The 25,684-nt window shown below is 62.8% G+C and carries 22 protein-coding genes; 10 read left to right on the top strand and 12 right to left on the bottom strand.

Annotated elements, in window-relative coordinates:
- Positions 1–315: 315 nt before the first annotated feature.
- The 3 genes from uvrB to uvrA are packed head-to-tail and all read right to left on the bottom strand — an operon-like array spanning position 316 to position 6,592.
- A complete protein-coding gene (gene uvrB / locus BP869_RS02480) occupies positions 316–2,247 on the bottom strand; it encodes an excinuclease ABC subunit UvrB (RefSeq protein ID WP_342676572.1) in 1,932 nt (643 codons plus the stop codon).
- Complete coding sequence (gene uvrC, locus BP869_RS02475) at positions 2,244–3,794, bottom strand: excinuclease ABC subunit UvrC (protein ID WP_342676570.1); 1,551 nt, start codon at positions 3,792–3,794, stop codon at positions 2,244–2,246. The genes uvrB and uvrC overlap by 4 nt, the downstream gene beginning before the upstream one ends.
- The gene (uvrA, locus tag BP869_RS02470) at positions 3,791–6,592 is read right to left on the bottom strand and encodes an excinuclease ABC subunit UvrA (RefSeq protein WP_342676567.1); all 2,802 of its coding nucleotides are present in this window, start codon (positions 6,590–6,592) and stop codon (positions 3,791–3,793) included. Before uvrA ends, uvrC begins: the two co-directional genes overlap by 4 nt.
- A gap of 105 nt (positions 6,593–6,697) precedes the next feature.
- Here uvrA and BP869_RS02465 point away from each other — a divergent pair, with 105 nt between their 5' ends.
- The 3 genes from BP869_RS02465 to BP869_RS02455 are packed head-to-tail and all read left to right on the top strand — an operon-like array spanning position 6,698 to position 9,937.
- Positions 6,698–8,845, top strand: a complete 2,148-nt coding sequence (locus tag BP869_RS02465) for a Tex family protein (RefSeq protein WP_342676565.1) — start codon at positions 6,698–6,700, stop codon at positions 8,843–8,845.
- The gene (locus tag BP869_RS02460; protein WP_342676564.1) at positions 8,842–9,330 is read left to right on the top strand and encodes a DNA-deoxyinosine glycosylase; all 489 of its coding nucleotides are present in this window, start codon (positions 8,842–8,844) and stop codon (positions 9,328–9,330) included. Before BP869_RS02465 ends, BP869_RS02460 begins: the two co-directional genes overlap by 4 nt.
- Positions 9,331–9,355: 25 nt before the next feature.
- Entirely contained in the window at positions 9,356–9,937 is a 582-nt protein-coding gene (locus tag BP869_RS02455) for a hypothetical protein (protein WP_342676563.1), read from the top strand.
- Positions 9,938–10,393: 456 nt separating this feature from the next.
- Here the strand turns inward: BP869_RS02455 and BP869_RS02450 are convergent, their stop codons facing one another.
- Entirely contained in the window at positions 10,394–10,870 is a 477-nt protein-coding gene (locus tag BP869_RS02450) for a pyridoxamine 5'-phosphate oxidase family protein (RefSeq protein ID WP_342676562.1), read from the bottom strand.
- 56 nt (positions 10,871–10,926) lie between these two features.
- A complete protein-coding gene (locus tag BP869_RS02445; protein WP_342676560.1) occupies positions 10,927–11,211 on the bottom strand; it encodes a DUF427 domain-containing protein in 285 nt (94 codons plus the stop codon).
- Between the two features lie 184 nt (positions 11,212–11,395).
- Between BP869_RS02445 and BP869_RS02440 the strand changes: the two genes are divergently transcribed.
- The gene (locus BP869_RS02440) at positions 11,396–11,959 is read left to right on the top strand and encodes a hypothetical protein (protein ID WP_342676558.1); all 564 of its coding nucleotides are present in this window, start codon (positions 11,396–11,398) and stop codon (positions 11,957–11,959) included.
- A 123-nt stretch (positions 11,960–12,082) separates the two neighbouring features.
- Entirely contained in the window at positions 12,083–13,657 is a 1,575-nt protein-coding gene (locus BP869_RS02435) for a WD40 repeat domain-containing protein (protein WP_342676556.1), read from the top strand.
- Here BP869_RS02435 and BP869_RS02430 read toward each other — a convergent pair.
- Positions 13,590–14,486 carry an A/G-specific adenine glycosylase gene (locus BP869_RS02430; protein WP_342676554.1) on the bottom strand — a complete coding sequence of 299 codons (897 nt, stop codon included), beginning with the start codon at positions 14,484–14,486 and terminating at the stop codon, positions 13,590–13,592. The genes BP869_RS02435 and BP869_RS02430 overlap by 68 nt on opposite strands.
- 123 nt (positions 14,487–14,609) lie before the next feature.
- Between BP869_RS02430 and BP869_RS02425 the strand changes: the two genes are divergently transcribed.
- The gene (locus BP869_RS02425) at positions 14,610–15,068 is read left to right on the top strand and encodes a ferritin family protein (RefSeq protein WP_342676552.1); all 459 of its coding nucleotides are present in this window, start codon (positions 14,610–14,612) and stop codon (positions 15,066–15,068) included.
- Positions 15,069–15,102: 34 nt separating this feature from the next.
- Here the strand turns inward: BP869_RS02425 and BP869_RS02420 are convergent, their stop codons facing one another.
- Positions 15,103–16,518 (bottom strand): MFS transporter, encoded by a 1,416-nt coding sequence (locus tag BP869_RS02420; protein ID WP_342676549.1) that lies wholly within the window; start codon positions 16,516–16,518, stop codon positions 15,103–15,105.
- A gap of 136 nt (positions 16,519–16,654) precedes the next feature.
- On the opposite strand from BP869_RS02420, the gene BP869_RS02415 reads away from it, so the two are divergent.
- Positions 16,655–17,131 carry a YbhB/YbcL family Raf kinase inhibitor-like protein gene (locus tag BP869_RS02415; protein ID WP_342676547.1) on the top strand — a complete coding sequence of 159 codons (477 nt, stop codon included), beginning with the start codon at positions 16,655–16,657 and terminating at the stop codon, positions 17,129–17,131.
- Positions 17,132–17,137: 6 nt separating this feature from the next.
- On the opposite strand, the gene BP869_RS02410 is transcribed toward BP869_RS02415, so the two are convergent.
- The gene (locus BP869_RS02410; protein ID WP_342676545.1) at positions 17,138–18,451 is read right to left on the bottom strand and encodes an NCS2 family permease; all 1,314 of its coding nucleotides are present in this window, start codon (positions 18,449–18,451) and stop codon (positions 17,138–17,140) included.
- A gap of 107 nt (positions 18,452–18,558) precedes the next feature.
- On the opposite strand from BP869_RS02410, the gene BP869_RS02405 reads away from it, so the two are divergent.
- Together BP869_RS02405 and BP869_RS02400 are read left to right on the top strand one after the other, a co-directional pair.
- Positions 18,559–20,697, top strand: coding sequence for a thioredoxin domain-containing protein (locus tag BP869_RS02405; protein WP_342676543.1), 2,139 nt, complete (start codon positions 18,559–18,561; stop codon positions 20,695–20,697).
- A 19-nt stretch (positions 20,698–20,716) separates the two neighbouring features.
- Complete coding sequence (locus tag BP869_RS02400) at positions 20,717–21,361, top strand: fasciclin domain-containing protein (protein ID WP_342676541.1); 645 nt, start codon at positions 20,717–20,719, stop codon at positions 21,359–21,361.
- Here the strand turns inward: BP869_RS02400 and BP869_RS02395 are convergent.
- Together BP869_RS02395 and BP869_RS02390 are read right to left on the bottom strand one after the other, a co-directional pair.
- Positions 21,345–22,721, bottom strand: coding sequence for an MBL fold metallo-hydrolase (locus BP869_RS02395; RefSeq protein ID WP_342676539.1), 1,377 nt, complete (start codon positions 22,719–22,721; stop codon positions 21,345–21,347). The two genes, BP869_RS02400 and BP869_RS02395, sit on opposite strands and share 17 nt — an antisense overlap.
- A 79-nt stretch (positions 22,722–22,800) precedes the next feature.
- On the bottom strand, positions 22,801–23,112 hold the full coding sequence (locus BP869_RS02390; protein ID WP_342676537.1) for a heavy metal-binding domain-containing protein: 312 nt from the start codon (positions 23,110–23,112) through the stop codon (positions 22,801–22,803).
- A gap of 251 nt (positions 23,113–23,363) precedes the next feature.
- Between BP869_RS02390 and BP869_RS02385 the strand changes: the two genes are divergently transcribed.
- The gene (locus BP869_RS02385) at positions 23,364–23,717 is read left to right on the top strand and encodes a hypothetical protein (RefSeq protein WP_342676535.1); all 354 of its coding nucleotides are present in this window, start codon (positions 23,364–23,366) and stop codon (positions 23,715–23,717) included.
- Positions 23,718–23,755: 38 nt separating this feature from the next.
- On the opposite strand, the gene BP869_RS02380 is transcribed toward BP869_RS02385, so the two are convergent.
- Together BP869_RS02380 and BP869_RS02375 are read right to left on the bottom strand one after the other, a co-directional pair.
- Positions 23,756–24,553: an ABC transporter ATP-binding protein gene (locus BP869_RS02380; protein ID WP_342676533.1), complete on the bottom strand. Its 798-nt coding sequence runs from the start codon at positions 24,551–24,553 to the stop codon at positions 23,756–23,758.
- A complete protein-coding gene (locus tag BP869_RS02375) occupies positions 24,550–25,665 on the bottom strand; it encodes an iron ABC transporter permease (protein ID WP_342676531.1) in 1,116 nt (371 codons plus the stop codon). Before BP869_RS02375 ends, BP869_RS02380 begins: the two co-directional genes overlap by 4 nt.
- Positions 25,666–25,684: the final 19 nt, after the last annotated feature.

Raw genomic sequence — 25,684 nt, 5'->3', positions numbered from 1 at the left:
GAAAGGAGAATGTCAGATCACTGCCTTTCCAGAGCGTCTCCTGGGGGGGCATAGTCCGCCAGCGCAGACATCGATCTACTGCCTTCCCCTAGAACACGCGCCGGGGTTTCACCCCCGGACCCCAAAAATTAGGATAGGACAGGGGAAGACAGACTGATAACCTAGAAAGGGAGCTTGCCATCTCACCCCTATCCTGAGCGGGGTGCGAGCGATAGCGAGCATGAGAAAGCCAGAGGCTTTCGAGGTCTGGGGGCGTAGTCCCCCTCCGGAACACCGATCCGCTGCCTTCCCGTAAGATTGTACCGGGAGATCCCCTCATTTCTCCATCCCGGCCCGCAGTTCCTTCACCCGGTCGCGGAGGAGGATCGCCCTCTCGAAGTCGAGGTCTTCCGCGGCCCTGTACATCTGCGTCTCCAGTTCGATGACCAGGTTCGGGATCTCCGACTTCGGGAGGTGCTTCGTGTCGGTGAGGTCGATCTCCTTTGCCGGGACAGGTTTTCTGATCGTCTGCGGGACGATGCCGTGCGCTTCATTGTAGGCGACCTGCATCCGCCGCCGGCGGTCGGTTTCGGCGCGGGCGGTGCGAATCGAGTCGGTGGTATGATCCGCGTACAGCACCACGCGGGCGTTCGCGTTCCTCGCCGCCCTGCCGATGGTCTGGATGAGGCTCCGTGCGTCCCTGAGGAAACCCTCCTTGTCCGCGTCCAGAATGCCGACGAAACCGACCTCAGGGATGTCGAGGCCCTCACGGAGGAGGTTGATCCCGACGAGGACGTCGAACGTGCCGAGACGGAGTTGCCTGATGATCTCCGTCCTTTCGAGGGCGTTGATCTCGGAGTGGAGGTAGCGCGTCCTGATCCCCTGCTCTGCCAGGAAGTCGGTCAGTTCCTCGGCAAGGCGCTTCGTGAGGGTGGTGACGAGCACCCTGTCGCCCCTCTCGATCGTCCGCCTGATCTCCGCCATCACGTCCTCCACCTGCCCTTCGAGCGGGCGCACCTCCACTACCGGGTCTACGAGGCCTGTCGGCCTGATGATCTGCTCGACGACCCCTGCCGAGTGCGTCAGTTCGTACTCGCCCGGCGTCGCCGAGACGAAGATGACGTTCTTCATATAGCCCTCGAACTCCGCGAAGCGGAGGGGCCGGTTGTCGAAGGCAGAGGGGAGGCGGAAGCCGTACTTCACCAGGGTCTCCTTCCGTGAGCGGTCGCCGCGGTACATCCCCCGCACCTGCGGAACCGTCTGGTGGGACTCGTCGATGACCATCAGGAAGTCGTCCGGGAAGTAATCCAGGAGGCAGTACGGCTTTTCGCCCGGTTTCCTCCCGTCGAAGTGGCGGGAGTAGTTCTCTATCCCCTTGCAACTCCCGGTCTCCTGGATCATCTCGATGTCGAAGAGAGTGCGCTGCTTCAGGCGGTGGGCCTCGATCATGCCGAGGGAGGGGAGGGTTTCCTCGAGTTCCTCCGCGATCGAGACGATTGCCCTCTCCCTCTCCTCCTCCGTGGCGACGAAGTGGCGGGCCGGATAGACGTAGAAATACTCCATCGTCTCCTTCCGCCGTCCCGTCACCCTGTCGATCTCCGAGATCCGGTCGACCTCGTCGCCGAAGAGTTCGACCCTGATGATGTCGTTGAAATAGCCGGGGACGATATCGATCACGTCGCCCTTCGCCCTGAAGCGGCCGGGCGCGAGGTCGATATCGTTCCTCTCGAACTGGATCTCGACGAGCCTCTCCAGAAGGTCGGCCCGCCGCATCCTCTCCCCTCTCTTCAGTTCGAAACCCATTCCCTGGAAGTTCGCCGGGTTGCCGAGGCCGTAGATGCAGGAGACGGAGGCGACGATGATGGTGTCGGGCCGCGAGAGCACGGAGGCCGTGGCGGCCAGGCGCATCTGCTCGATCTTCGGGTTGATCGAGGCGTCCTTCTCGATATACTGGTCCTTTGCCGGGAGGTACGACTCAGGCTGGTAGTAGTCGTAGTACGAGACGAAGTACTCCACCCTGTTCTCCGGGAAAAATCCGGAGAACTCGTGGTAGAGTTGCGCCGCCAGGGTCTTGTTGTGGGCGATGACCAGGGTCGGTCTCTGCACCGCCTCGATCACGTTCGCGACCGTGAAGGTCTTCCCCGACCCGGTCACGCCGAGGAGGGTCTGGAAGCGTTCGCCCGCCGCAAGTCCGTCTGTCAGTCCCCTGATCGCGTCGGGCTGGGACCCTGTCGGTTTGAAATCCGCGTGTACCTTGAATTCCGTCATCCTGTCATCTCCTTCCTCCGCAACAGGCGGTTGTAGGTGATCGCGAAGCGGTGGGCCTCGTCCCTGATCTCCTGCACGAAGAGGGAGGACTTCTCGTCCTTCCTGATCGGCAGGGGGTGGGGGAAACCCGGCACATAGATCTCCTCCTCCCTCTTGGCGATCGCGATGACCGGGAGGCGTGTGCCGAGGCGCTTCAGGACGTCGAGGGCCGCGGCGAGTTGCCCCTTCCCGCCGTCGACGACCACCAGGTCGGGGAACTCCCCGCCCTCGTCGCGGATGCGGGCGTACCGGCGGCCGACCACCTCCGCGATGGAGGCGAAGTCGTCGATCCCCTCGACAGACCTGATCCTGAAGCGCCGGTAGTTCCTCTTGTCAGGTTTCCCACCCCTGAACTGCACCATCGACCCGACCATCGCCGTGCCTGCAAGGTGGGAGATGTCGAAGCACTCGATGACATTCGGCGGGTCGGGGAGGTGCAGGGCCTTCTGGAGGGCCTCGACCTTCAGGGCGTCGCCGAAGAAGGCGATCTCAAGGTTCTTCTCCGCAAGGTCGAGGAGTTTCTTCTTGTCCCCCTTCTGCGGCACCGTGACCGCGACCTTCGAGCCCCGGCGGTCTGCCAGATAGTCGGCGAGAGGTTCGCCGACGCCCGCGGGGAGGACCACCTCCTTCGGGGGCGCGTGGTCCCCGTAGTACTGGACCAGGAACTCCTCGACGGCGTCGTCCGAGGCCTCGAAGACGTACTCCTGCTTCCCGGTGAGGGTGCCCATCTCGACGTGGAAGAGGAGGAGGTAGAGGTTCCCGTCCTTCTCCTGGTAGGTGATGATGTCCTCGTCGTGGTCTCTCCGGCGCTCCACCCTCTGCCGCCCCGCGAGGTGCCTGACCGCCGCGATCTCGTCCCGCAGTTCGAGGGCACGCTCGAATTCGAGGGCCTTCGACCTCCCGGCCATCTCCGCCTCCATGGCGGCGACGAGGTCCTTCCCCTGTCCGCGGAGCACCACCCGCGCACGGTCGATCCGTGCGGCGTACTCCTCCTCCGTGACCGTCCCGGTGCAGGGGGCCGAACAGGTGCCGATGTGGTGGCGGAGACAGGGCCTCTTCGGAAGGCGGCGGCACGACCGGAGGCTGAAGGCCTTCTTCACGACGGAGAGAACGTAGTCCCGCTCCCGCGCCGAGACGAAGGGCCCGAAGTACTCGCCGTCCTTCCCTGCCCGGCGTGCGATCCCGATCCGCGGGAAGGCGCCGCCGGAGAGGTGGATGTAGGCATAGTTCTTCGCGTCCTTCAGGTCGATGTTGTACTTCGGCTGGTGCCTCTTGATCAGGGTGTTCTCCAGGATCAGGGCCTCGACCTCGTTCTCCGTCACGATATAGTCGGCCGAGGCGATCTGCTCGACGAGTCTCTGCGTCTTGGCGTCGTGGCCGTGCTTCTGGAAGTAACTGGAGACCCGCCTCTTCAGGTTCTTCGCCTTGCCGACATAGATGACGTCCCCGGCGGCGTCGTGGTACAGGTAGCACCCCGGTTCCTCGGGGACGGCGGAGAGGTCGATCATTTCAGCATCGCGGCCAGGAACTGCCCGGTATAACTCTCCTTCACCCCTGCCACCTCCTCGGGGGTGCCTGCGGCGATCACCCTGCCGCCCGCGTCCCCGCCCTCGGGGCCGAGGTCGATGATGTGGTCGGCGCATTTGATCACGTCGAGGTTGTGCTCGATCACCACGACGGTGTTCCCCTTCTCGACGAGATCGTCCAGGACACCGATGAGCTTTTTCACGTCGTGGAAGTGGAGGCCGGTCGTCGGTTCGTCGAGGAGATAGACGGTCCGGCCGGTCGCCCTCTTCGAGAGTTCGCGCGTCAGTTTGATCCTCTGCGCCTCGCCGCCGGAGAGAGTCGTCGAACTCTGCCCGAGTTTGATGTAGCCGAGGCCGACCCGGCAGAGGGTCTCGAGTCTGTTCCTGATCGCCGGGATGTTCTCGAAGAGCGCCGTCGCCTCCTCGACTGTCATGTCAAGGACGTCGGCGATGGACTTCCCGCGGTATTTCACCTCCAGGGTCTCGGCATTGAAGCGCTTCCCCTTGCACTCGTCGCACTCCACGTACACGTCCGGGAGGAAGTTCATCTCGATCTTGATGACGCCGTCGCCCTGGCAGGCCTCGCACCGCCCGCCTTTCACGTTGAAGGAGAAACGGCCGGGTTTGTAGCCCCGCACCTTCGCCTCCTTCGTCTCCGCGAAGACCTTCCTGATCTCGTCGAAGACCTTCGTGTACGTCGCCGGGTTCGACCGCGGCGTCCTGCCGATGGGGCTCTGGTCGATGACGATCACCTTGTCCACGGGTGTGTCCGATGCGAGGGTGGCGAAGGCGCCGGGCGTGACCCGCGAGCCCGAGACCTCCCGTGCGAGGGCGGGATAGAGGGTGTCGTAGACGAGGGTGGACTTGCCTGACCCCGAGACGCCGGTGACGACGGTGAGAGTGCCGAGGGGGATGGCCGCGTCGATATTCTTCAGGTTGTTCTCCCGGCACCCGGTGATCCTGAGGTACGCGTCGCTCCGCCGCCTGTGGGCGGGCACCGGGATGGAGAGGGCGCCCGAGAGATACTGTCCGGTGAGGGAGGCGGGAGATGCCGCCACCTCGTCGGGCGTCCCGGCCGCGACGACCTCGCCGCCGTGCATCCCGGCGCCGGGGCCGATGTCCACGACATGGTCCGCCGCCCTGATCGTCTCCTCGTCGTGCTCGACGACGATGAGGGTGTTCCCCAGGTCGCGGAGTTTTTTGAGGGTCTCGATGAGCCTGCGGTTGTCGCGCTGGTGGAGGCCGATGGAGGGTTCGTCCAGGACGTAGAGCACGCCCGTCAGGTTGGAGCCGATCTGGGTGGCGAGACGGATGCGCTGGGCCTCGCCGCCTGAGAGGGTGCCGGCGCTCCGCGAGAGGGTGAGGTAGCCGAGGCCGACCTCTTCGAGGAAGGTGAGGCGGGCCCTGATCTCCTTGAGGACCTGGCGGGCGATCTCGGCCTCCCTGCCGGTAAGTTCGAGGTCGTCGAAGAACCGGATGGCCGCGGTGATCGGGAGGTCCGTCACCTCCACGATGCTCTTCCCGCCGACCTTCACGGCGAGCACCTTCTCCTTCAGCCTCTTGCCCCCGCACTTCGGGCAGGGCGAGACCCGCATGAACTTCTCCAGTTCCTCCCGGCGGTACTCCGACTGGGTCTGGTGGTACAGGCGTTCGGCCTGCGGGAGGAGGCCTTCCCAAGCACCGGTGTGCGACCAGCTGGTGTCGCCCCCCTTCCCCTGCACGGAGAACCTCATCTGGTCGGGAGAGCCGTACATCAGGGCCTCGTACTGGCCCGGCGTCAGGTCCCGGATCGGCGTCAGCACCGAGAATCCGAAGTGGCGGGCGACCGCGGCGAGGTACTGCGTCCTGTAGCCGTCGACATAGTTTTTGTACAGGGCGACGGCGCCGTCCGCGATGCTCAGGGAGGGGTCGGGGATGATGAGGGCCGGGTCGAAGTCCATCCTGATGCCGAGGCCATTGCACTCCTCGCAGGCCCCGAAGGGGGAGTTGAAGGAGAACATCCGCGGCTGGAGTTCCTCGAAGGAGAGGCCGCAGATAGGGCAGGCCATCTTTGCAGAGTAGGTTTCCTCGCGGCCGTCCTTCCCGACGGCGATGACGAGGCCGCCGGACTTAGCGAGGGCGCCCTCGACGGCCTCGACGAGGCGTGAGCGCTCGGCCGGGTCGAGGCGGTCGACGACGACGTCGATGTCGTGCTTGACGTACCTCTCCAGGGGGTGCTCCTCGTCGGTCCGCACGATCGCACCGTCGAGACGGACGCGGCTGAAGCCTTCGGCGTTGAGATCCTTGAGGAGTTGCCCGTACGTCCCCTTCTTCTGCCTGACGACAGGAGCGAGGACGGTCACCTGCCCGGCGAAAGAGGCCGCGATGGCGTCGGCTATCGCCTCGGGCGAGCGCGATTCGATGCGCGTGCCGTGCTCGGGACAGTACGGCACGCCGATGCGGGCATAGAGGAGGCGGAGGTAGTCGTAGATCTCGGTGACCGTGCCGACGGTGCTCCGCGGGTTCTTCGAGGTCGTCTTCTGCTCGATGGAGATGGCGGGGGAGAGGCCCTCGATGGCGTCGACGTCGGGTTTCTTCATCAGACCGAGGAACTGGCGAGCGTAGGCGGAGAGGGACTCCACGTACCGCCTCTGCCCCTCGGCATAGATGGTGTCGAAGGCGAGGGTGGACTTGCCTGAACCGGAGACGCCGGTGAGGACGACGAGGCGGTCGCGGGGGAGGGTGACGGTGATATCCCTGAGGTTGTGCTCCCTCGCGCCCCTGACGACGAGGTGTTTCATCACGCGGATACTCTGTCCTCGGACCTCATAGAGGTACAGGAGTGGGCAGTGAAAGTGAACGGGCCGGCGCGCCTTTATCAGGAGAGGGCCCAAGAGTTCAGAAGAATGGAGGCTGAAGCGACCGGGGAGCGCTCGGGCTGGATCGCCGCCGGCATTGCGGCCGCCCTCGGGATCAGGAGGGAGCAGGTGGAAGGGACCGTGGCCCTCCTTGCTGGCGGCGCGACCGTCCCCTTCATCGCGAGGTACAGGAAGGAGGCGACCGGGTCTCTGGACGAGGTGGCCGTCGCCGCGATCAGGGACCGCCTTGCCGCGATGCAGAGGCTCGAAGACCGGCGGGAGACGGTGATCGCGTCGCTGCGGGAGCAGGGCGTGCTCACTCCTGCCCTCCTGGCCGGCGTGATGGGGGCGGAGACCCCCGCGGCCCTCGAAGACCTCTATCTCCCCTTCAGGCCGGGACGCCGGACCCGCGCCTCTGCGGCGCGGGAGCAGGGGCTCGCGCCCCTGGCAGAGGCCCTGCTCGGGGGTGAGTGCGCCGACCCCGAGGCCGAGGCGCGGAGATATGTCCGCCCCGGCGGCCCTGTCGACGCTGCGGAGGCTCTTGCCGGTGCGAAGGACATCATCGCCGCGACCGTCTCCGAGGACGCCGACGTCAGGGCGGCGATGCGCCGCCTCTTCGCGGAGGCCGGGGTGATCACGGTCAGGGCGGCACGCGGGAAGGACCTCGCGGCCACGCCGTACGCCGACTATGCAGGATATACCGGGACTGTCAGGGCGATGCCGGCCCACCGCGTCCACGCTGTGCTGCGGGGGGCGCGGGAGGGCCTGCTCTCCCTCACGGTCGCCCCGCCGGAGAGACGGGCGCTCGCCCTGCTGGGGAAGAGGGGCCGGGGGCCGGTGGCGGAGGTGGTGGCCGCTGCAGTGCAGGACGGGTACCGCCGCCTCCTTGCCCCGGCGATGGAGCGCGAGACTCTCGCGGCCGCGAAGGAAAGGGCCGACCTGGAGGCGGTGCGGGTCTTTGCCGCAAACCTCAGGCGTCTCCTCCTGGCCCCTGCTCTGGGGAGAAAAGTCGTGCTTGCCGTCGACCCCGGTTTCGCGGCCGGGTGCAAGGTCGCCTGCCTGGACGGGCAGGGGAAACTCCTCGACGCCACGGTCGTCCGCCCCCTCCCGCCGCACCGGCAGGAGGCGAAGGCCGGGGTGGTGCTCGCCGACCTCTGCCGGCGGTACGGGGTCGAGGTGATCGCCGTCGGGAACGGGCACGGCGGCCGGGAGGCGCGGGCCTATCTCCAGACTCTCGACCTGGAAGTCCCGGTGATCACGGTGAGCGAGTGCGGGGCCTCGGTCTACTCTGCCTCGGCGGAGGCACGCCGTGAGTTCCCCGACCTCGACCTCACCCTCAGGAGCGCCGTCTCCATCGGCAGGCGCCTCCAGAACCCGCTCGCCGAACTGGTGAAGATCGACCCGCAGGCCCTCGGCGTCGGGCAGTACCAGCACGATGTGGACGGGAGACTCCTGGCCGCGGCTCTCGGCGACACGGTCGTCAGCGCGGTCAATGCTGTCGGGGTGGAGATGAACACGGCGAGCGCCCTCCTCCTCGCCAGGGTCTCCGGGATCGGGCCGGCGCAGGCCGAACGGATCGTCGCCTTCAGGGAGGAGCACGGCCCCTTCGGGTCTCGCCGTGCCCTCCGGGACGTGCCCGGGATCGGACCGAAGACCTTCGAACAGGCGGCCGGGTTTCTGCGTGTCGCCAGGGGGGCAGACCCCCTGGACGCCACCGCCGTCCACCCGATGCACGCGCCGGTCGTCAGGGCGATGGCCGCCGACCTGGGTGTCGGCGTCGGCGACCTGATCGGCAACCCATCCCTCCTCAGGAAGGTCGAGCCCGAATGCTATGTGCATGGTGCGGTCGGCCTCCCAACGGTGCAGGACATATGCGCCGAACTCGCCGCCCCGGGACGGGACCCTCGGCCGCCCTTCGACCTGAGCGTCTATGAGGACGCACCCGCCTCGGTCGACGACCTGGCCCCCGGCATGGCCCTCTCCGGGACGGTGACCAATGTGACGGCATTCGGGGCCTTCGTGGACATCGGGGTCGGGACGGATGGCCTGGTCCACGTGAGCGAACTGGCCGACTCCTATGTCGCCCGCCCCCTCGACGTCGTGGGGGTGCATGACCGGGTCGCCGTCACCGTCCTTTCGGTGGACCTGAAGAGACAGCGGATCGCCCTCTCGATGCGGGAGAGTCGGCGGGGATGACCGGCCTTCTCCCTGCCGCGGGACGCGAACCCCGCGTCCTGATCCTGGGCAGTTTCCCGAGCGTCGCCTCCCTGCAGGCCGGCGAGTACTATGCGAACCCGCGGAACGCCTTCTGGCGGGTGATGGAGGGGGTCTTCGGCGTCCGCAGGGACCATCCCTATCATGAGCGACTTGAAGGTCTGAAGGCGACCGGGGTCGCTCTCTGGGACGTCCTTGCAGGGTGCACGCGGGAGGGGAGCAGCGACGCCTCCATCAGGGACGCAAGGGCCAACGACATCCCGGGCTTTCTCCGCGACCACCCGACAGTGAGGACCGTCGTCCTCAATGGCAGGACGGCGGAGCAGTGGCTCAGGCGCGTCCACCCGGAGGTGTGGGCAACGCCGGGCATCGTCGTCCTCTCCCTCCCCTCGACAAGTCCGGCGAACGCCCGCCTCACCGTGGAGGAGAAGGTCGCCCTCTGGCGAGCGGCCGCCGGCAAACCCTGATATAACCCCCCGGCAAAGGGAGGGCATGGAGAGGCGGGGGGCGGTGCTGGCCGGGGGAATAGCGGCGCTCTTTTTCATCGTCAGCGTTTCCGTTCTTCTGGCAGGCGGCGACCCCCTCTCTCTTCTCGTCCGCCTCCTGGCCCTCAACGGCTACCTTGCCCTCGCCCTCGCCGCCTCGATGTCGCCCTTCCTCCGCGAGATCAGGGAGGTCTTCGGCAGGCCCTTCCTCGCGGTCCACCACTTCCTCGCCGCCTTCGGCCTTGCCGCCATCCTCCTCCACCCCCTCTCCTACGCCCTCCTGGCCGGGAGCCTTGAGGTTCTCCTCCCCTCGACCTGGACATGGGTGGAGTTCTGGACCTATGCGGGGCGGCCGGCCCTCGTCCTCATCCTCGTCGCCCTGACAGCGGTCAGCCTCAGGAAGAGGTACACCGCGCACTGGCGACCCTTTCATATGCTCATGTACGCCGCCCTCCTTCTCGGGCTCGTCCATGCCCTCCTCCGCGGCACCGACACCACGGCCCCGGTCATCAGGGCGGTGCTCGGCGGGATCTTTGTCGTTGTGATGGGGGCGTTCGTGCTGAAGAGGTGGCAGCGAAGAGAGAAGTGAGGGAAAAAAAGGCTCACGGTACCATCTCAGACTTTTTTCCTGAGGGGGAGGTAAGAGTAGTGATTTTGAGAAAAACAGACCCTGTTCTCCAGCCACTGTTATTCAAGACTTAGAATCTCCATGCAATGCCATCCCCTCATCAGGAGCCCGGGGGCACGCCCCCGGACCCCCAACAATAGGATAGGCCCGGGATGGCAATCGCCCTCCTCTGAATCCTGGGTTCTATCTTCCCCGGTCCAATCCAGAACAGGGAATGACCGAAGGGAATCGAGAAGACGGAAAATCGGAGATTTTCCTGTGCGTGCACATCTTCGATGTGCCACGGACCATCAGGTCTTCGCTGGTAGTCCCCCGGCACAGAAACTCCAGAACAGGAATTACCATGAAAACCACTGAGGTGGTTTTCAAAGAACCGCTTGAAACTTCGTTTCGTGAGCGATTCTGCAAAACAGGCACTCAGAGGTTTTTCAGGGCGACGATATCGACGACGCCGGTCAGCTTCCAGATGTTCGAGCGCTCCTCCGAGGCGATAGACTCGATGGGATCCCCGGGCAGGTGGCCGAGCGCCGCAAGGATGTTTGTCGAGAGTTTCCGCTCCTTGATCATCCTGACAAACTCATTCCTGACGATCTTCTTCTGAATCGTGTCCTCCTCCTGCCTGAGGTACCCCTGCATCGTCACAAAGGTATAGCAGGAGAGATCCCTGGTGAATTTCTCAACCTCGACTGAGACATAGGGACTCTTCCTGAAGAGGTCGTTCTTTCGCCCGTACTTGGTCGAGAGGAAGTAGAGGAACGTGCCGTCGAAGACGTAGAGGAATGGTGCGATATAGGGGTACTTCTCCCCCTGGAAGGCGATCCTGGCGATGAACCCGTCGGCAATGAGCTGGTCGTACTCTTCTTTCTCCATCCGGGGTATCTTTACAATCTCCATGCTCTCTCCACATTGGCGTCTCCATTGCACCAGATAAAAAAGTTTCTTTTTGTTATTCAGTCAGCTACCTTCACTCCTTTCCAGAACGCGATATAATTACAGATTTGCTTCGCCGCCGGTTTGGGTTCAGGGTAATACCAGGCGGCGTCAGGGTTCTCCTCCTCGCCCACGACAACCGTGTAATAGTGCGCCTCACCCTTCCAGGGGCATATGCTCCTGGTGGGCGACTCCTGCAGGCACTCGCGCCTGACTGACTCAGGAGGGAAATACACATTCCCTTCGACCATCCTCACATGATCGCTCTCGGCAAGGATCTTCCCTTTCCACTCTGCCCTGGGCATATCTCTCCCCCTGCCGTGCTGCACCTCCCGCGATATAACAGTTTCCCTGGCCCACCTAAATCGTTGCGCAACGGATAAATATTATGATCGATTATATCGCTGCGAACGTGATACTATGCGCGTAGAACAGTTAAATCATGCAAAGGCTCTGTTATTGGGCTCTATTGTTCTGATGATGGTTATCATGGCAGCCGCAGCTGGATGTACCGGTGCGTCGGAGAAGCAGACGCCCGCCGCACCCCAGACCACCTCTGGCGATGCCGGCAGTGCGTCATCGTCGCCCTCTTCCTCCTCCCCCTCCTCATCGGTACCCGCCGTCTCCTACACAGAACTCCAGAAATTCCTTCCGGCAGCACCCGGAGGCTGGCAACTCGACGACAAGAGTGGCGTGACCTATAAAGCAGATGGTGAGGACTGGAGCTCGGCATGGGCCACCTACTCCCGGACGGACAATCCCGACATCACCGCGGCGGTCTATATCCAGGACACGGCCGGCATGAGAGAAGGTTACTGGACGATGTGGGACGCGGCGATGACCATCGAAACGGATGATTTCTCATGGAAGTCGACAACGATGAAGGGCCACCCCGCATGGGAGTACATCGACAAAACTGCCGAGGACTATGGCGTCTATGTCGGGATCAAGGACAGGATCATCGTCTTTGTCAACGTTGACGGAGGTTCGAAAGACGACCTGTACGCATTTGCAAATTCCATCGATTATGGTGGACTTGCAGCGCTTTCCTAAGGCGCAAAAACCCCTTTTTTCTTCCCTGCATCCTTTTGGTACAATAATAATATTAATTAAACATCAATCAAAAGGATCTATCGGGCCAATTCAGGCATACCATAAAGTATCGGGGGGAATCCATTGAAAAAAAAAGCAATTGCACTCGCATGTATCGTCCTCCTCTTCTGCCCCTCTCTCGCCGTGGCAGAGGAGACCGGCAAACCGGTCTGGGAAACAGCACTCGGAAGCAGGGTCGTCTCCACGTCGATCACGCCTGGCGGGGACCTGGTTGCCGCAGGGACCCAGGAGAGTGGGGGAGTCGTGCTTCTTGACCGTACGGGAAAGGAACTCTGGACCTATCCCACAGGCTGCCCTGTCTTTCAGGTGTCCTCTTCAGACGACGGGAATCTCATCGCCGTCGCGTCCGACAAGGTTAGAGTCCTCAACAGGAACGGCGATATCGTAACTCAGGTTGAGGACGATTACTACGCATATGGTGCAGCCATTTCTGGAGATGGGAAATATGTTGCGGCCGGTTACGACAACAACCAGCTCGTGCTCCTGACCGCGGACGGCAAGAGGCGGTGGACACAGGTCCTGGAGGGTGACCCGAAGGCCCTTGCCCTCTCATTCGACGGTTCGGTCATCGCCGCGGGAGGAAAGGACGCACTGGTTTCTGTCTTCGACAACCAGGGCACCCCTCTCTGGACCTTCGACACCGGGAAAGCAGTAACCAGCATCTCCGTGTCACCTGAAGGAGATTACGTAGCGGCAGGGTCGTTGAATTACTTCGTATATCTCTTCGACAGGAACGGCACGGTGCTCTGGAAGTATAACACACAAGAGAGGGTCTATGGCGTGGCCGTCTCCGAGAATGGGGCATATGTGGCAGCATCCTCGGGCCACACAGTCACCCTCTTCACCCGTGCCGGCGATGTCGTCCGGACCTATGACATCGGCCACCCGGTCTTCGGGATAGCGATCACCCCTGACGGGACAGAGATCGCCGTCGGGACAGGGACAGGCGGAGAAGGAGCGGTCCTGCTCCGCGGGGCGGACAAACCCGTCAAACCGGAAGAACCCGCCCCAGAGAACATGTCGGCACCCCAGGAGATGAAGAGCATGGCAGCGGCTGAACAACCTGGCCAGAACAAGGACCCCTACCTCCTCAGGTCCTTCCTGCTCGGCGGGGAGGACTATGTGCCCGAGATCGCTCACGAGTTCGACGGCGTCGCCATCGCTGGCATCGTGCGGCAGGACGCGGGCACCGGTCCGCAGGTCGTCGTCAGGATGATCGTTGAAAAAGAATGGGCCGAGGACCACGGCGGCAGTGGGAACATACGCCTCGTCACCGTCGCCCCCGACGCCATCGATCACCCCCTCAGGGCCGAGGTGATGAAGACGGAGTTTATCGGCTACGACCCCGAGGACCGCCTGGTCTTCGAGGGATACTCCCCCTACCCTGTCACGAAGTACGGGATGATGGCAGAAGGAGAGGAGAACGGTATGGAACCGGCGGGAGAGGAGGAAATCCCCATCCCCGACCTCTTCTGGCGTGAAGGGCACGACAACGCAACCGGGGACGTGCCCGCCGAGAACGGTGCCAGTGGAAACGAAACAGTGGCAGACGAGAAAGTCGGGAACGACACTACCGAAGACGGTACTTTCCCGACTCTTCCGCTACAAATCCCTCAGCCACCATTTTTTGAAGAATAATCTCTCCTTTTTCTCGGTCGTCCACCTCCAGACCCGCGAGGAGGTCGGCCGTGTTCATGGGCCCCTCACTGAGAAGCACCTTGAGAACACGGCCCCTGACCTGCCGGTCAGACCCTTCGAATCGACTCTGGCGAGCATAGGAGGCACTCCGCCGGTTCGGGTTGGGGTACCGTTTCTTGAGCATGGTGCCATAGTCCATCACCCCCCAGTAGAACTCCCGCGGGTGCTCAGGGTCGAGAGTTTCGGCGACAAGGGGGAGGATCTCGGCATCGGCGACCCCTTCCCTGCCTCTGAAGAAGAAGTGGATGAAGACGCGGCGGACATTGGTCTCGATGAAGACGGTCGGGTCATTGAAGGTGAATGCCGCGATCGATGAGGCCGTCGCCTGGCCGATGCCCGGGAGGGACTCGAGGTTTTCAACCGTCCGGGGGAGTGCACCGCCGAATGTCTCCATGACAATCTGTGCCGAACGGTGGATGGCGAGCGCCCGCCTGTTGTAGCCGAGACCCTGCCAGGCAGCAAGGACGTCTCGCTGCTCGGCCGCGGAGAGTGCAGGGAAATCCGGAAATTTCTCGATGAACTCCGCGTATTTCTGCCTGACCCGCTCCACCCCTGTCTGCTGCAGCATCACCTCGGAGACGAAGATCCTGTACGGGTCGTTCGTCTCCCTCCATGCCATCTGCCGCCCCTGGTGCCGGTAGTAGTGGCAGATCACCCTGCGGAGGGCGAGGCAGGCCGCCCTGCCCGCCCCCTCTCCGGTCAGGGCCCTCTCGAACTTCCCGACCAGCACCGCGTGCTCCTCTGAAAATTCCGTACCTCTGGCAGACACGCTATAGTCAGGGTTTTATGCCGAAAAAAAGATTGAGGTGGCGGCGAAGGGCCTCGTGTCTCTCCGGGGGAACACTCTATATGGCAGGAGGTCATCTGGTCTCCCGTGCAGGGGGGAATGACCATGCTGAAACTTGATATGTACAGGGAAATCCTGTCCCAGGCAATCGACAAAGAAGTCGAGGCATATGTCTTCTACGAGTCGGTCCAGGAGAAGGTGAAAGACACAAACCTGAAGGCGCTCTTCGGGGAACTTGCCGAAGAGGAGAAGCAGCACAGGAAACTTCTGGAGGGCTATCTCTCCGGAAAGACCGGCGAACTCCACTTCGACGAGTCGAAGGACTACAAGGTCTCGTCCACCTTCGAGCGCCCGCAACCGACGACCGACATGAAGCCCCTTGACGGCCTGAAATATGCCATCAAGAGGGAAGAGGACGCCATGGAGATGTACGAACAGTTTGCCGAACTCAGCACCGACCAGGCCCAGAAGCGGGTCTTCGTCGAACTGGCGAAGATGGAGAGGGGACACAAGGCGCGGCTCGAAGACCTCTATACAGAGATGGCCTTTGTCGAGGCCTGGTAAGGGGCGTACCCCGACCAGGCTCTACTTTTTTTGATTACTTCCCCGGGACCGCAGCCGTCACCTCACTGTCCCGGATCTGCCGGGCAAGGAGGATGACGAAGAGGGCGAGAAGGACGATCAGGCCGAATATCGAGGTGAAAGCCTCGCCTGTGGGTACGGCGGCGTCCCATCCCGGCACCGACACTACATGGAGAGAGATGAATATCCCCGCAATTACCGGGCCGATCATCCCGCCCATGTTCTGGGCGGTATGGTAGACCGCAGTCCCGATGCCGGTCTCTTCCGGCCGCACCGACCTGACGACGATGATCGTGTTGCCGGTGAGGGTGACCGACATCCCGGCATTGAAGAGGATACCCGCAAGGACGAGAGTCACCATTGAGGAGTCGAGGAGGAGATAGCAGACGGCCCCCGCGGCGAAGAGTACAGACCCGACGAGCATGGCGGCACGCGTTCCTCGCCGCCCGATGAAGATGCCGGTGAGGGGGCCGCAGATCATGTCGGCGAGAGCGCCGGGCATCATCACCAGGCCGACGGCAAAGTGGGAGAGACCAAGACCTGTCGGACTCTCTATGAGATAGGGGAGAGTCTGGATGACCATGAAGGTGAGCATGGAGATGAGAAACCCGATGGTCATCGCGATGACCACAGGAGCCTTCCTGAGCATGGCCGGGTCGATCATCGGGTCGGGCGACCGCCTCTCGACACGGGCAAAGAGGACGGCAAAGATGACGGCGAGCACGGCACAGACGATGACTGCCGTCGACGTCCACCCTTCCTGTCCGCCGAGGGTGAGGGCCAGCACGACAGAGAGGAGGAAGAGGGTGAGGGTGACCACGCCGGGCCTGTCGATCGCCGCACCCCGGACGCGGGGCGACGGGACGATGACAAGTACCGCTGCAAGGACGAGGAGGAAGACCACGGGCGCCGCCACATGATAGGTCATCCTCCAACCGAAGTGCTCGATGATCCAGGAACCGATGAAGATGCCGAGGAAGGCACCGGCACCGAACATCGCGGCGATCGTCCCGATGGCGACAGGGACCTTCTCCTGCGGGAACTGCTCCCTGATCAGGGCGTACCCGAGGGGCAGGACGCCAAGGCCCACTCCTTGCATCGCCCGACACAGGATGAGGACCCAGATGTCCGGGGCCCACCCGCTCGCGAAGACGCCCGCCGCATAGACGATGACAGAGAAGAGGATCATCCTCTTCTTGCCGTAGAGGTCGCCGCATTTTCCGATGACCGGCGAGATGATGGCGGCGACAAGGAGGGGGATTGTCAGGATCCACGAGTTCAGGACGCCCGAGATGGCGAACTCGTTCTGGATGGCCGGGAGGGCCGGCGCCAGCATCGCCTCGGTGAACATGACCATGGCAACGACCGCACTCAGGAGGGCGGTGACAGAGAGGTGATACCGCGGATCTCCGACATCAAATGGGCTCTTCAAGAAATCACCAGACTCACAGAATATCTATTTTTATCTGATCTCTGCTATCTTTATCCTTCTCCCGGGAGGGTGTCAGGGGGGCATGGCGGACACCATTATATAGAGGTAGACGGGGATGGGAGGTGGGGGAACCCGGATGATCGGAGAACAGATCGGAAAACTGAGCGTCGAGATCAGCGTCCTGAAACTGCCGTACAACTACACCTGCGACGGTCTCGACCATTCGCCCGCCATCACCATTGGCGGGGTCGACGTGGAGAAGACGAAATCCCTTGCCCTGATCGTCAACGACCCCGACGCGCCGCATGGCGGGGACTTCACGCACTGGGCGATCTGGAACATCGAACCCGTGCGAATCATCCCTGAGGCGATCCCAAAGGACGCCGAGATCTCCTTCCCGTTCGAAGCACGCCAGGGGACGAACTCCTTTGGAAAGATCGGGTACAATGGCCCGTGCCCGCCGCGGGGCGAACAGCACAGGTACGACGTCAGGGTCTACGGCCTTGACTCCATGCTCGACCTCCCGGCGGGTGCCGACAAAAAATCGCTTCAAGAGGCGATGAAAGGACATCTCACCCAGTACGGGGAGACCTACGTCCTGTACGGCCGGTGAAAAAAGTTAGTAGGGGTAGAAGATAAAGAAGAGCAGACAGAGGACGAAGAGCACCCATGCTGCGGGCTTGACGTCCTCGATCCTTCCCTGGACGATTTTGAAGAGCGGGAAGAGGACGAAACCCGCACAGAGCCCGACCCCCAGGTTGTAGGTGAAACTCATCAGGACGATGACCGCAAAGGCCGGGATGCTCTCAGCATAGTCCTGGAAGTCCAGGCCCCGGATCGGCGCCATCATGAGGAGGCCGACAATGATGAGTGCCGGCCCTGTCGCCGCCGCGGGGATCGCCCCGAAGAGCGGGGAGAAGAAGAGGCCGAGACCGAAGAGGGCCGCCACCACAAGGGCGGTCAGGCCGGTCCTGCCGCCCGCCTCGATGCCGGCCGCGGACTCGACGAAGGTGCCTGTCGTGGTCGTGCCGGCGACGGCGCCAAAGACTGTCGCCAGTGAGTCGGCAAGGAAGGGTTTCTCGATCTCCGGGAGGTTCCCGTTCTCGTCCAGGAAACCGGCCTTTGCCGAGGCGCCGATGAGCGTCCCCATTGTGTCCAGGAAGTCCATCGTGAACATCGTGAGGATGACAGCAAAGAATCCCCAGGTCAGGGCGCCGAAGACGTCGAGCTGGAGGAAGACCGCCGATACGTCGGGCGGCATGCTGTAGATGGCCTCAGGGGGCGCGGCGATACCGGTGAGGAAGGCGATGATAGCGGTGGCCAGGATGCCGAAGAGAATGGCGCCCTTTACCTTCCTGATCATGAGCGCGGCGATCAGGAGGACGCCGAAGATTGCAAGGGCGACGGGCGCGGTGTTGAGCGCACCGACATGGACTGGTGCACCCTCGACGCCGAGAACGACGATCCCTGAGTTCACCAGACCGATGAAGGTGATGAAAAAGCCGATGCCGACGGCAAAACTGATCTTGAGGTTATTGGGGACGGCCTCGGTCATGATCGATCGCCACTTCGTCAGGGTGAGCAGGGTCAGCAGCACGCCCGAGATGAAGACGGCGCCGAGGGCGGTCTGCCAGGAATACCCGAGGACGCCGACGACGGTGTAGGCGACGAAGGCGTTCTCGCCCATATACGGGGCGATCGCAAAGGGACGGTTTGCGTAGATGCCCATGATCGCGGTGCCGAAGATGGCCGAGAGGATCGTGGCGACCATCGCAGGGCCGAAGGGCATGCCTGCGGCCAGGAGGATGGCAGGGTTCACCACGATGATGTACGCCATCGTCATGAAGGTGACGAGGCCGCCGACGACCTCCTGGCGTACTGTTGTTCCATGCTCTTTAAGCCTGAAATAGCGTTCGAACACATTTTCTGTCATAGGATACGTATCTCCTCTCTCAGTTTTCTCCAAGATCGGGATTAACCCTGTCGCACACTCACCGGAAAGTGATATAAAGGGTGATGCCGCTGAAGGGGTGATGTCCCATGGCCGAGGAGAGAGCGCACCTGAAAGCAAACAGACTGGTCCGGGAGAAAAGTCCGTACCTGCTGCAGCACGCCTACAACCCGGTGGACTGGTACCCCTGGGGAGAGGAGGCGTTCGAGCGGGCGAAGCAGGAGAATAAACCGATATTTCTCTCGATAGGCTATTCCACCTGTCACTGGTGCCATGTGATGGCCCGGGAGTCCTTCGAAGACCCCGAGGTCGCCAGAATGATGAACGAGACCTTCGTCTCCATTAAGGTGGACCGTGAGGAGAGGCCGGACATCGACGCCGTGTACATGCAGGCCTGCCTCGCCCTCACAGGACGGGGAGGATGGCCGCTCTCCATCATCATGACCCCCGAGAAACTCCCCTTCTTCGCGGCAACCTATATCCCGAAGATGTCACGCTTCGACATGACCGGGATGCTCGACCTCGTCCCGAAGGTCAGGGATCTCTGGACAGAACGGAGGGAGGAGGTCCGGTCTTCTGCCGAAGAGGTCGCCGTCGCCCTGAAGACCGCGCTGCAGGAGAGCGCTGGCGGGGAAAAACCCGGCATGGCACTCGTCCACCGGGCCTTCAGAAACCTGGAACGGGAGTACGACCGGGACCATGGCGGTTTTGGCCATGCCCCGAAGTTTCCCTCCCCTCATGTCCTCATCTTCCTCATCAGGTACTGGCAGGCGACAGGGGAGAAGGTGGCCCTTGAAACGGCGGTAAAGACCCTGACTGAGATCCGCAAGGGAGGCGTCTTCGACCAGATCGGTTTCGGCGTCCACCGCTATGCCACCGACGATGCGTGGGCCCTCCCGCATTTCGAGAAGATGCTCTACGATCAGGCGATGCTGGTCCTTGCCTGCACGGAGGCCTTCGAGGCGACGCGCAACCTGGCGTGCCGGCGGACGGCGGACGAGGTCATCGCATATGTGCTCCGCGACCTTGCCGCGCCCGACGGTGCATTCTATACGGCCGAGGATGCGGAGAGCGAGGGTGCCGAGGGGAGGTTCTATCTCTGGACGGCACCTGAGGTGCGCGAGGTTGCAGGGTCGGACGACGGCGACCTCTTTGCCGCGGCCTATGCACTCGGCGAGAGAGCTCCGGCCCGGGTGCCGCAGGTCGGGATGAATGTCCCGCACAGGGCAGGGACGACCGCAGAGATCGCGCGGCACGCCGGCATCACAGAGGAGGAGTGTGCCGGGCGACTTGAAAAGGTGCGAAAGGAACTTTTATCGGCGCGGGCCGGGCGGATACGGCCGCACAGGGACGAAAAAATTCTCCTCGACTGGAATGCCCTGATGGTCGCCGCCCTTGTCCGGGCCGGGAGGGTCTTTGGAGAGGAGAGGTACACCGCCGCCGCCCTGCGTGCCCTGGCATTTCTCCGGGCGCACCTCCGCGATCCGGACGGGCGACTCTTCCACAGGTACAGCGGCGGCGAGACGGCCATTCCTGCCATGCTCGACGATCACGCCTTCCTGCTCTGGGCCCTGAACGAGGTCTACCAGACGACATCTGACCCTGCCGTCCTGAAGGAGGCCTGCGAAGTCGCCGACAGGATGATCGCCGGGTTCGCCGACACCGCAGGGGGAGGATTTTTCTTCGCACCTGCGGGAGGCGAAAAACTCCTCTTCAGGCAGAAAGATGCGTACGACGGGGCGATGCCGTCGGGCAACGCGGTGGCGCTCCAGAACCTCCTTGTCCTCTCACGGCTGACCGGGGAGAGCAGGTACGAAGAGGTCGTGGCCGAAGGCTTCAGCGCGTTCTCGGGCAGAGCCGCAAAAAACACGTCCGCGTCGATATGGTACCTGGCAGCGCTTCTCTCCGCGGTCACGCCTTCCTACGAGGTCGTTATCGCCGGAGAACGAGAGGATACGGTGACAGGAGCGATGCTCAACGTCGTTCGCGGCTTCTACATCCCGAACCTCACCCTTGTCCTCAGGGACGATGAGAACGCCGGCGTGCTTGCCGATATCGCCCCCCATACTGCCCGGCTCACACCCATCAGGGGAGGTACGACTGCGTATCTCTGCCGGGAGCGGCTCTGCGAACAGCCGGTACAGGACGCCGCTGCCCTGAAAGAACTGCTCAGCGTGGACAGTCATGCGGGAAAATATTATATGGCATATGCCCAGGGTATGCGTTGACCCGGAGGAGGGGAAGAATTTGAACACGATCTATGGGGGGATAGCATGTGTCGTGCTCGTCGTTGCCGTCATGATCTGCGGATGTACCGGACAGCAGCCGGGGGTCACGCCGACGCCGACGTCGCTGACGACCGTACCGACAACGGAAACGACAGTCCCTGTTATGGGGAATGAGACGATAACGGCGACGGAAACCACAGCAACAGAAACGACTGCGGCGACAACGGAGACGGCGGCCGTCAATACGACCGGACCGGCCGCGGAGAAGGACATCATCGAAACGGCGACAGAAGCAGGAACATTTACCACGCTGCTGACGGCGATCGAAACCGCAGGCCTTACCGAAACCCTGAAGGGGGACGGGCCTTTCACCGTTTTTGCGCCGCCTGACGAGGCTTTCGCCGGAATCCCGGCAGGGACGCTCGACGCCGTGCTCTCGAACGAGACTGAACTCACCCGGGTGCTGACCTACCATGTAGTGCCGGGCACCTACACCGCCGCCGATCTCGCCGGAACCGATAACCTGACGACCCTGTCAGGTGCGACCCTTACCGTCTCCACAGACGGCGGGGTGAAGGTGGACGGCGCCACGGTCGTGACCGCCGACATCCAGGCGAAAAACGGTGTCATCCATGTCATCGACACCGTTATGCTGCCCCCATAAGGGGGGCTACCTCTTTCTCCAGCGGCAGGCCGGCATTTATCCAGGCCGTCATCCCGCCGAGAACGGTGGTCAGCCGCGTGTAGCCGTGTCTTAGCAGGATGGAAACGGCGAGGCTTGCCTTGAAACCGCTGTCGCAGATGACATAGACGTCCCGATCCCGCGGCACCTCGTCGAGGTGTCCCTCGATCTGGCCGGCATAGATGTGGGCAGATCCCGGGATATGTCCTGTCCTCTTCCTGACGCCTATGTCCCTGACGTCGAGGACGAACCGGTCTGCCTCGACCTCATGGACCGTGCACGTGCCGCACCGCCCGAAGGGCATCCCGCTCCTCGCCCATGCCGCCATCCCGCCGGCACAATATCCTGAGATGAGATCGTAGCCGATCCGCCTGGCCTGCACCTCCGCATCCACGACGCCGACGTCAAACTCGTCGATAAAGATGATGGGGTGCATGTAGTCGGCATAGTAGCCAAGGAAGGAGGAGAGGCCTGTCTGCCAGATGCTCAGGCTGCCCGGGACATGCCCGGCTGCAAAGGCCGAGGGCCCCCTGATATCGACGAGCAGAGCCCCCTTCGAGGCCGCGTCGGCGACCTCGTCAGGGGAGAGAGGGCGGAGCGCCGGGGCGGCGCCGATCGGGGGAGGGCCTGCACGGTTGTACCGCTCCATCACGGCGAAGTACGGCGGATAATAGTGGTGCTCCCCGACCTTGAGGCGGATGAAGGCGTCCCGTCCCAGGCGGAGGGCGGAGTTCGTCCTCTTCTCGTACCCGATCGTCGTGAGGGGCCTGTCGGCTATCCCTCCGCCGCATACAGACCCCGCCCCATGGGCCGGGCAGACGATGACGCCGTCGCCGAGGGGAAGGATCTTTTTCCAGAGAGAGTCGTGGAGTTTCCCGGCCATCTCGCCCAGGCGGTCCGGGAAAAAGTCGGTCCTGCCGACGTCGCCGGCAAAGAGGGCATCGCCGGTGAAGACGAGGAAGGGGTCGCGGGAGACCCGCATGTCAGTCAGCACGACTGATATACTCTCGTCGGTGTGACCGGGCGTCTCAAGGACGCCGAGGCGGAGAGGGCCGACGGCGAATTCATCGCCTTCACGGACAGGGACGCCGTATGTGAAGTCCATCTGTGCCCCATGCAAAATCTGCGCCCCGGTCTTCTCTGCCAGTTCGAGGGACCCGACACAGTAGTCCTCGTTCCTGTGGGTCTCGAAGATGTGGGTGATCGCAAGGCCGTGCCGTCCGGCACAGTCCAGGTAGACGCCAATGTCGCGCCGCGGGTCGATGACGGCCGCCTCTTTTCCTGCCCCGACCAGGTAGGAGTTGTGCGCCAGTCTCTCTGAAACGATTCTTTCGATGATCATGTCCCCTCGCTGAGGGGTATCGATCTCTCTATATAAATCTGCCCGGCACGGCAGGTGCAGAGAAAAAAGGGGGAGGGACTTACCGCAGTTTGACAGCAGTCCCGTAGGCCATCAGTTCGGCGGCACCGGGCATTGCCTCCGCGGTCGAGAACCTGAGGGCAATGACAGCGTCGGCGCCGAGTTTTTCGGCCTCTTTCTGCATCCTATCGAGTGCGATATCCCGTGCTTCGGAGAGCATCTCGGTATAGGCCGTGATCTCCCCGCCGACCATGCCCTTCAACCCGCTCAGGATGTCACGCCCGATATTCTTTGCCTGTACAGTGTTGCCCACGACGAGGCCGAGCACTTCGAATTCGTGGCCGGGGATGGATTCATTGGTCGTAATGATCATCGAATTTCACCAGAATTGTACAGAAAGTCTTTGGTATGGTATGATATATGCTTTCTTCACCGGGATTGTTCCGTCCGTCGTTTCTGGAGAGATCCGCTGGATCGGTGGATCCGCTTCGGTTCGATCTCTGAGTGGGGAAGAGAACGTCCTGGAGTTCCGGGATCTGCTCATCCCGAAATGAGACTACGAAAATACTCGCAGTCTTAAAAAGCACTATATCCTGGCAGGACGATTTCAGGGTGGTGGAAATGATGCATGGCAGACCATGGATGACCGCCCTGGCACTCGTCGCACTCCTCTGCGGTGCGGTGCTCATCGGAGGGTGCACCGGCACCGACAGCGGCAAAGAGTTGAATGAGACACCCGACAGAACGATGAATGAAACGCCGATCGCCACGATCACCGGCACCGTGACCTACATCGACCTCGAAGGCGGGTTCTACGGGATCGTTGCCGACGACGGCACGCGGTACCTGCCCCTGGACCTCGACCCCGCGTTCGAGCAGGACAACCTCTCCGTGACGTTCACCGTCGAGAAAGTGGATGTCGCCACCATCCAGCAGTGGGGGACGCCGGTGAAGGTGATATCTATCGAGCGGGCCTGAAGAGCACAGGCCCGCCCTCACACGTACACGTCACGGTCCTATTCTGCCGGAGATAGGACGTGCCTCTCCGGCATGCCCGCACTGCCGTCCGGGATGACGCACTGCACGCCGGCGATCTCGCCGATGATCACGGGCAGCCCGTAGACCTCCTCGATGACGTCGGCCGTGACGACATCGCGGTCGCCGTGGACGTGGATACGCCCGTCTTTCAGGAAGATAAAGCGGTCCGCGTACCTGAGCGCCTGGTTGAGGTCGTGCATCGTCATCACCGCCGCGATATCGTGCTGGCGGACGACCTGCAAAATGATGGAAAGGATCTCCACCTGGTTTTTGAGGTCCAGACTGCTCGTCGGTTCGTCGAGGAGGAGGATCTTCGGTTCCTGGACGAGGGCCCGCGCGATCGCGACCTTCTGGAGTTCGCCGCCGCTCATCTCGTCGATGTAGGAGAGGCGGAGGCGGTCCATCGAAAGGCGGTGGAAGATAGCATCAACAATCCGGAGATCGCGCCCGGTGACGTCCCACCCGATATGGGGTCGGCGGCCGAGGAGGACGGCGTCGAACGCGGTCAGCCGCCCGGTCTCCACCCGCTGGGGGACATATCCTACTCTTCTGGCGATATCCATCTGGTCGAGCTGGCAGAGGTCTTCGCCGTCGAGGTTGACGACGCCCCCTTTCGGGCGGAGGATACGGTTGAGACACTTGAGAAGCGTCGTCTTCCCGACACCGTTCGGGCCGAGGATCGCAACGACCTCGCCGGCATTGATCGAGAAGGCGATCTTGCTGAGCACCTCGCGGTTCTTGTAGAGGAAACAGAGTTCTTCGACAGAGAGGATCATCGCCGATACCCCCGCAGGAGCAGGTAGATGAAGACCGGCGCTCCCATGAATGCTGTCAGGACAGCAACAGGAAGGACATACGGCGCCACGATAAGTCGGGCGACGGTGTCGGAGGCGAGAAGGAGGAGGCCGCCCATCACGCATGACCCTGGGATCAGGTAACGCTGGTCGTCGCCGATGATCCTTCGTGTCATGTGCGGGCAGACCAACCCCACGAATCCGATCACCCCGAGGAACGAGACGATCACGGCGGCGACGAGCGCCGCGACGACCATGCCGACATTCCGCACCCTCTCAACATTGACGCCGAGCCCTTTTGCTGTCTCGTCGCCGGCGTCGATGGAGTTATAGTTCCAGCGGTTCGCGGTGAAGAAGATGCAGGCCCCTGCGACGATGAGGGCCATGACCCCGAGTTCCTGCCAGTTGATCCGGCCGACGTCGCCGAAGGTCCAGAAGACGACTGCGGCAAGCTGGGTATCGTCGGCGAAGTACTGGAGAAACATCGTCCCGGCCGTGAAGAGGGAGGAGAGGGCGACGCCGGCGAGTACCATCACCTCGGGAGACGCCCCGCGGATCCGGGAGATCAGGAGGATCACGGCGGTGGCAAGGAGGCAGAAGACGAATGCCACCATCGTCGTCAGGTAGGGGTTGTTGAGGGTGACGGCACTGGCGACCGTCGACTGCATCTGACCGGTGCCGAGGAGGATGACAGAGACGGCCGCCCCGAAGGCGCCGGCATTCGAGATGCCGAGGGTGAACGGCGAGCCGAGCGGGTTCCTGAGGATCGACTGCATCGCGACCCCGGCCACCGAGAGGCCGACGCCGGCGACGATCGCGGCGAGCGCCTGAGGGAGGCGGATGTTCCAGATGATACGGTCCCAGTTGCCGGGCTCGCTCGTGGCGATGCCGGGGTGAAGAAGCGCGTTGATCCGGTCGACGGACCCGTTCACGATGGAGAGAAAGACGTCGTACGGGGGGATGCTGACCGCGCCGACGGAGATGGATATGATCAGGAGGAGAAAAAGGAGGGCGAGTCCCCCGAGAACCCAGAGGTACTTGCGCCGCACGTATCCCAGGTAGTCCGCGGGAATAGTCCCGTCTGCAAAGTGCACGTCTCTACATCCTCCTTTA

Source organism: Methanofollis sp. UBA420 (assembly GCF_002498315.1).
Taxonomy (GTDB): domain Archaea; phylum Halobacteriota; class Methanomicrobia; order Methanomicrobiales; family Methanofollaceae; genus Methanofollis.
This window is presented reverse-complemented; position numbering and strand designations above follow the sequence as displayed.

Excerpts from the sequence above, each read along its gene's own strand:
- BP869_RS02395 (WP_342676539.1), bottom strand. The coding sequence starts at position 22,721 with ATGATCATCGAAAGAATCGTTTCAGAGAGACTGGCGCACAACTCCTAC.
- uvrB (WP_342676572.1), bottom strand. The coding sequence starts at position 2,247 with ATGACGGAATTCAAGGTACACGCGGATTTCAAACCGACAGGGTCCCAG.
- BP869_RS02465 (WP_342676565.1), top strand. The coding sequence starts at position 6,698 with ATGGAGGCTGAAGCGACCGGGGAGCGCTCGGGCTGGATCGCCGCCGGC.
- BP869_RS02455 (WP_342676563.1), top strand. The coding sequence starts at position 9,356 with ATGGAGAGGCGGGGGGCGGTGCTGGCCGGGGGAATAGCGGCGCTCTTT.
- BP869_RS02385 (WP_342676535.1), top strand. The coding sequence starts at position 23,364 with ATGCATGGCAGACCATGGATGACCGCCCTGGCACTCGTCGCACTCCTC.
- uvrC (WP_342676570.1), bottom strand. The coding sequence starts at position 3,794 with ATGATCGACCTCTCCGCCGTCCCCGAGGAACCGGGGTGCTACCTGTAC.
- BP869_RS02415 (WP_342676547.1), top strand. The coding sequence starts at position 16,655 with ATGATCGGAGAACAGATCGGAAAACTGAGCGTCGAGATCAGCGTCCTG.
- BP869_RS02450 (WP_342676562.1), bottom strand. The coding sequence starts at position 10,870 with ATGGAGATTGTAAAGATACCCCGGATGGAGAAAGAAGAGTACGACCAG.
- BP869_RS02445 (WP_342676560.1), bottom strand. The coding sequence starts at position 11,211 with ATGCCCAGGGCAGAGTGGAAAGGGAAGATCCTTGCCGAGAGCGATCAT.
- BP869_RS02390 (WP_342676537.1), bottom strand. The coding sequence starts at position 23,112 with ATGATCATTACGACCAATGAATCCATCCCCGGCCACGAATTCGAAGTG.
- BP869_RS02425 (WP_342676552.1), top strand. The coding sequence starts at position 14,610 with ATGCTGAAACTTGATATGTACAGGGAAATCCTGTCCCAGGCAATCGAC.
- uvrA (WP_342676567.1), bottom strand. The coding sequence starts at position 6,592 with ATGAAACACCTCGTCGTCAGGGGCGCGAGGGAGCACAACCTCAGGGAT.
- BP869_RS02405 (WP_342676543.1), top strand. The coding sequence starts at position 18,559 with ATGGCCGAGGAGAGAGCGCACCTGAAAGCAAACAGACTGGTCCGGGAG.
- BP869_RS02410 (WP_342676545.1), bottom strand. The coding sequence starts at position 18,451 with ATGACAGAAAATGTGTTCGAACGCTATTTCAGGCTTAAAGAGCATGGA.
- BP869_RS02380 (WP_342676533.1), bottom strand. The coding sequence starts at position 24,553 with ATGATCCTCTCTGTCGAAGAACTCTGTTTCCTCTACAAGAACCGCGAG.
- BP869_RS02460 (WP_342676564.1), top strand. The coding sequence starts at position 8,842 with ATGACCGGCCTTCTCCCTGCCGCGGGACGCGAACCCCGCGTCCTGATC.
- BP869_RS02440 (WP_342676558.1), top strand. The coding sequence starts at position 11,396 with ATGGCAGCCGCAGCTGGATGTACCGGTGCGTCGGAGAAGCAGACGCCC.